General features: G+C 66.8%; 4 protein-coding genes. 2 read left to right on the top strand and 2 right to left on the bottom strand.

What is annotated here, in order from left to right:
• Positions 1–122: 122 nt before the first annotated feature.
• Positions 123–263 carry a hypothetical protein gene (locus tag VF168_09015; GenBank protein ID HEX7004313.1) on the bottom strand — a complete coding sequence of 47 codons (141 nt, stop codon included), beginning with the start codon at positions 261–263 and terminating at the stop codon, positions 123–125.
• A 35-nt stretch (positions 264–298) separates the two neighbouring features.
• The gene (locus VF168_09020) at positions 299–1,792 is read right to left on the bottom strand and encodes a DHA2 family efflux MFS transporter permease subunit (GenBank protein HEX7004314.1); all 1,494 of its coding nucleotides are present in this window, start codon (positions 1,790–1,792) and stop codon (positions 299–301) included.
• A gap of 206 nt (positions 1,793–1,998) precedes the next feature.
• On the opposite strand from VF168_09020, the gene VF168_09025 reads away from it, so the two are divergent.
• Positions 1,999–4,494: a DEAD/DEAH box helicase gene (locus VF168_09025; GenBank protein HEX7004315.1), complete on the top strand. Its 2,496-nt coding sequence runs from the start codon at positions 1,999–2,001 to the stop codon at positions 4,492–4,494.
• Between the two features lie 146 nt (positions 4,495–4,640).
• A complete protein-coding gene (locus VF168_09030) occupies positions 4,641–5,669 on the top strand; it encodes a ribonuclease H-like domain-containing protein (protein HEX7004316.1) in 1,029 nt (342 codons plus the stop codon).
• Positions 5,670–6,074 lie beyond the last annotated feature (405 nt).

The following is a 6,074-nucleotide window of genomic DNA, read 5'->3' on the forward strand; positions in this document are numbered from 1 at the left end:
TCCACCGTCGGGCGAAGAGAACGACAGTGGTCCCAGAGATCGCACCATGACGTGCACTCTAACCCCTGGCTCGAGCAGACGGCACCGCCGCCTGGGCCGATGACCGAATCGCGTCCCGACCGTTACCGCTTGCGCAGCTTCCATACCTGTTCACCGGGGTAGCGGTAGGCCCAGCTGGCAGGTTGGGAGAAGCGGTCAGCCACCTCCGGGGAGGCGAGCCTCGGCTCGAGATAGTCCTCGACCTCGAACCCGACCTCCCGCAAGAGGGCGAATCACTTCGAGATCGGGAGGTTGAACTCTATAGAGCAGCCGCTTCGGAAGTGGGGACGATCTGAGCGTGCTCCTCCTCTTCGACCTCTTCCGGCAGGGAACGCCTGAGGAAGAAGGTCAGCACGAGAGCAACCAGGGCGATGGCGGAGGCTACGCCGAACGCCGACCTGAGGCCCGCCGCCTGCGCGAGATCGGTCGAGACGGTTCGGCCCAGGACGATTGCCCGGTTTGTCATGATCGTGATCAGAAGTGCCGTGCCGACGGCGCCGGCTACCTGCTGGAGCGTACTCATGATGGCGCTGCCGTGCGAGTGGAGGCGGGCGGGCAGCGGATTGAGGCCGGTAGTCATCAGCGGCGTGAAGATCATGGCCATTCCGAGACTGAGGACGAGGTGCAGGGAGAGCAGCACGGCCACGGGAGTATCCGCGGTGATCGTGCTGAAGCGCCAGAGGATCAGTGTCAGGAGCGCCGCACCGGGGGTGGTCAACACCTGTGGACCGTAGCGGTCGTAGAGGCGGCCGACGATGGGGGCGGCGAGGCCCATGAGGGCCCCGCCCGGGAGCAGCAGCAGACCGGTCTCCAGCGATCCGAAGCCGCGCACGTTCTGCAGATAGATGGGAAGCAGGATCATCGACCCGAACAGTCCCATCATCACGATCATGAAGATCGCGACGCTCAGGGTGAACATCGGATAGCGGAAGGCGCGCAGGTCCAGCAGAGGATCGCCACTCCTCTGCAGCGCCCGTTGCCGGGCGAAGAAGATGACCAGGCTCAGCGCACCCACGACCATCGCTGCGACGACCTGCGGATCGCTCCACGCCCCCGGGCCTTCGCCGGCCCTGCTCACGCCGTACACGAAGCCACCGAAACCGAACGCCGAAAGCACCACCGACACCACGTCGATCGAGCTGCGTCGCACCTCACCCACGTTGACCAGCCGGGTCGCGCCGATCACCAGGACCACCAGGGCGATGGGCAGCACGAGGAGGAACATGAAGCGCCACGGAAGGGCGTTGAGTATCAGTCCCGAGACGGTCGGCCCCAGTGCCGGAGCCACGGAGATCACGATGCTCACCGTACCCAACACGCCGCCGCGGATATTTGCCGGGACCAGCCCGAGGATCGTCGTCATGAGGAGCGGGATCATGATCGCCGTCCCCGAAGCCTGGACCACTCGCCCTACCAGCAACGGCAGGAAGCCGGGCGCGATGCCCGCTAGCAGCGTGCCCAGACTGAAGAGCGACATCGCGGCGATGAACACGACCCTGGTGGTGAACCGCTGCAGGATGAAGCCGGTCATCGGGATGACGACGGCCATCGTTAGCAGGAAGGCGGTCGAGAGCCACTGCACGGTATTGGGTTCGACGTCGAGCTCGACCATGAGGGTGGGCAACGCCACGTTCATGATCGTCTCGTTGAGGATGACGGTGAAGGCAGCGATCAGCAGCATGATGATCGTGCTCCAGTCGCGCTGGGAAAGACGGTAGTTGCGGCCTTGTCCTGACGTGTTCGAGCTGGGCATGGGAGGAGACCTCTTGTTGAGATGTGGGGGACGACTTCGCGCGCAGGCACGGCAGCGCATCCAGTCCATCGGACGGGACCGGTCCTGCGAACTCGCCGAGTCTACAACTGTTTCACCGAGCGGTGGACGTTTCTGATGACTTCGTCAGCGTAGCTCTCTGAAGGGGCTTTTGACCGTCCGGACCTTGCCGATGGCATCATGGTGATGTGAGCGAAGAGGTCGCCCTTGCCTCGGGTCCGGCAGACATCCTGAGACTGGTCGCGCCGAGCGGCGCCGAGGTCGTCGGCCGCCAGGTCTTGCCCGCTTCCGAAGGCGAGTTCGCTTCACTGCCCGAACACATGCCCCCGCCGCTCGCGACCGCCCTACACGAAGCCGGCATCACCCGCCTCTACCGTCATCAGCGGGAAGCGATAGATGCGGTCGAAGCAGGCGAGAACGTGCTCCTCACGACCGGAACAGCCAGCGGCAAGAGCCTGGCCTATCAGCTCCCGGCCCTGGCGAAGCAGCTGAACGACCCGGCGGCCACGGTCCTGATGCTCTACCCCACCAAGGCGCTGGCTCACGACCAGGGGCGGTCGTTCTCCGAGCTCGCAGTTGGCGCGGGCCTGTCCGGCGACACGGTAGCGAGCTACGACGGCGACACCCCTTCCGGTCGAAGGCCGCAGATCCGGTCCACGGTCAGGAGCCTGATCACCAACCCGGACATGCTCCACGCCGGCATCCTCCCCCACCACACACTGTGGCGCCGTTTCCTCGAGGGCCTCTCTCTGGTCGTCGTCGACGAGATCCACTCCTACCGCGGCGTCTTCGGCGGTCACATCGCGGGTGTCCTGCGTCGCCTCATGAGGGTCGTGCGGCACTACGGGGCGAGGCCGTCCTTCGTCTTGACCAGCGCCACCCTGGGCAACCCGCTCGACCACGCACTCAATCTGAGCGGGACTCCGGTCCGCCATATCGCTGCCGACACCGCTCCCCACGGAGAGCGCGAACTGCTGCTGGTGCAGCCGCCGCTGGTGAACGCGGAACTGGGCTTGCGCAGGCCGGCGCTACAGGAGGCGGTGAGCATCGCACAGCGGCTGGTGAACAGCGGCAAGCAGGTCCTCGTCTTCTGCGGCTCCAGACAGGGGGCAGAGGAAGCCGTTCTGGGCCTGCGCCAACGGGTTGCCGGCGTCCGCTCCTACCGAAGCGGGCTCCTACCGAAGGAGCGCCGCGCCATCGAGGAGGAGCTGCGGAGTGGTGAAGCGCGTGCGGTGGTGTCCACGAACGCGCTGGAGTTGGGCGTCGATGTCGGCAGCGTCGATGCGGTTGTGGTGGCCGGCTACCCGGGCTCGGCAGCTGCCTTCCGCCAGCAGGTGGGGCGTGCCGGCCGGCGCGGCCGTCCCGGCACCGGCATCCTGGTCCTGGGCGGCGGACCGCTCGACCAGTACCTGGCCAGGCACCCGGAGCACCTCTTCGGCGCTTCGTCCGAACGTGCCCTGATCGACCCCGACCACCTGCTGATCGCGCTCGATCACCTGCGCTGCGCCGCCTTCGAACTTGCCGTCTCCGATGAGGAGTCGTTCGGCGGCTACGAGCCCGAGGCGGTCTGGCTGCTCATGCGCCAGCTCCAGGAGGAGGGCGAGGCGCACCTCGCTGGCGGTCGCGCCTACTGGTTGGGCCAGACCTACCCGGCGCAGGAGGTGGGCCTTCGCTCGGCCGCTAACGACCAGGTGACGCTGGTCTCGGGCGAGAAGACCATCGGCATCGTGGACGCGGCCAGCTCCCGGTGGATGGTGCACCAGGACGCCGTCTACCTGCACGACGGTGAGCCGTATCTCGTCGAAGAACTCGACCTCGAACGGCGGATCGCCCGGCTCCAGCCAACGGGCGACCGCTACCTCACCAGAGCGACGCGTGAGACGAGGATCGACCCGGCCGGCGAACTCCAGCAGGAACCGGTCACAGGGGCGAGCAAGTTCATGGGCGAGGTGGTCGTGACCGACAAGGTAGTAGGCTACCGGCGCATCGTGCGGCAAACCTTCGAGACTTTGGGACGCTATCCACTCGACCTCGAACCAACCACCCTGCACACCGTCGCCTACGGCTTCTCACCGACCGAGGAGACCGTCGAGATGCTGCGGCGACAGGGCAGCTGGTCCAACGACGCCAACGATTACGGCCGCAGCTGGCCCGCGATCCGGTCCGCCGCGAAGAGGCGCGACGGATTCCGCTGCCAGGTCTGCGGAACGGCTGAGGGGAACGGGAGCGTCCTCCACGTTCACCACAAGATCCCCTTCCGCGCCTTCGCATCGGCCGAGCAGGCGAACCGGCTCGACAACCTGGCTACGTTATGCCCGGGTTGCCACCGTCAGGCGGAGCAGGGAGTGAGGGTGAGGAGCGGACTCGCCGCGACCGCCTACGCGCTCCGTTCGCTCGCTCCCCTGCTCGTCATGTGCGACGCCCAGGATCTGGGCGTCCACTCCGAGCCTGCCAGCAGCCTGGCGGCTGGCGCACCAGCACTCGTCATCTACGAGACGGTCCCGGGCGGAGTCGGACTCGCTCAGGAACTGGCGCAGCGGCACGAAGAACTGGTCGGTGCCGCCCGTGACCTGGTGGCGCACTGCTCCTGCGAGGACGGCTGCCCCGCCTGTGTGGGACCGGCCGGTGAACTGGGACATGCCGGCAAGGGCGAAGCGGCGGCGCTGCTGGGGGCGTTGACTTGAGCGAGCTCCTGCAACGGCTCAGGGCGCTTCGAGGTGACGTGGCCACGGTGCGAGAACCGGAAGCACCTCCGTCGACCCGCAGCCTGGACCGACCTGCCGCCCAACTCGATGCCCGGCCTGTCCCTTGGGAGGATGGAGTCCACCTGTTGAGGGAGGTTCGGCACTCCAGGGGCGCCAGGCACGGTAGGGAGCCGATCGGCAACAGCAGCCTCCATCCACTCCTCATGCGGCATGCCGGTGCGGCGGCTCCGCATGAAGGGGGCCCGGTCCTCTATATCGACACGGAGACTACCGGGCTGATGGGCGGCACTGGTACCTTCGCCTTCCTCATCGGCGTCGGAGTTCACGATGAGCACGGTTTCGAGGTGCGCCAGCTCTTCCTGCCCGGGCCGGAACACGAGCGTTCACAACTCAGGTCGTTCGCAGCACTGGTAGAGGGCGCCTCGGCGGTAGTCACATACAACGGGGCCACGTTCGACCTGCCCCTGTTGCGCAACCGCTTCGCTCTTCACGGCCTGCCCGACCCGCTGGCGCAGGTACCCCACCTCGATCTGCTGCACCTGGCCAGGCGATTCTGGCGCGAGACCCTGCCCGATTGCTCGCTCACTACCGTCGAACGACGCATCCTCGGCGCCTCCAGGAGCCTCAACGATGTGCCCGGCTTCGAGGTGCCGGCCCGCTACTTCGAGTTCCTGCGTAGTTGGGACGCCAGCGGTCTGGTCGGCGTGATAGAGCACAACGAAACCGACATCGTGGCCTTGGCCGCCCTGCGCTCCAAGTTCGAGCGACTGGTCGAAGATCCGGCGACCGCCCTGGCGCACGAAGCGCACGCCATGGGACTCTGGATGGAGCGACTGGGTGAGGTAGAACTCGCCCTCGCCCGCTATCTGGAGGCTGCGAGCGCGCGGATGGAAGCGGGCTGGCACGCCTCCCTCCTGCTCAAGCGCTTGGGACGCCTCGAAGAAGCCGCGAAGTTGTGGCGCACGCTGGGCAGGCAGGGGATGGCGGCCGCCTGGGTGGAACTCGCCAAGGCGCAGGAGCACAGCTGGCACGACTTCAGGGCGGCACTGGTGTCGGTCGCTGCTGCGGCCGAATGCCAAGACTGCGAGCCGGACGAACTCGAGAAGAGGCGCGAACGACTGCTGAGGCGGCTCGCGAACGGAGAGCTTGGCTGATTTCGCCCGCAGCGGCGATTAAGACCACCGCCATAGACCGGGTAGCATGGCCAACCTGCGGTGCGTGCAACGACTAGTCGAGATCTGACGCGCGACCGGCCCGTCGAGTGACTCCAGCGCGGCACAAGCGGAACCTAACCGCCAACAGCCAGCCTGTTCGGGGCCCCACGCCGAGCTCGGCACGTGGAGGGAGCAGAGAGGTCGGGCCTCCGGACGTAAGCCCTTCTGCCCGACCCCTCGTTTCACTACTCGTACGTCGCTGGAATGGCCTGCGCGCCTGCTGGCGAGAGCGAGGCGCGTGCCCGTTTGCCAACTATCTGGGCGACGAGGGCGTAGCCCAGCCAGATGAACGCCACCGCCACCGGTATCGCTGCGAACCGCTGGATGGCAAGCGGGAACAGAGCC

It is taken from the genome of Trueperaceae bacterium (genome assembly GCA_036381595.1).
Lineage (GTDB): Bacteria > Deinococcota > Deinococci > Deinococcales > Trueperaceae > DASVCN01.

Coding starts and splice junctions, on each gene's coding strand:
- VF168_09020 (HEX7004314.1), bottom strand. CDS start 1,792: ATGCCCAGCTCGAACACGTCAGGACAAGGCCGCAACTACCGTCTTTCC.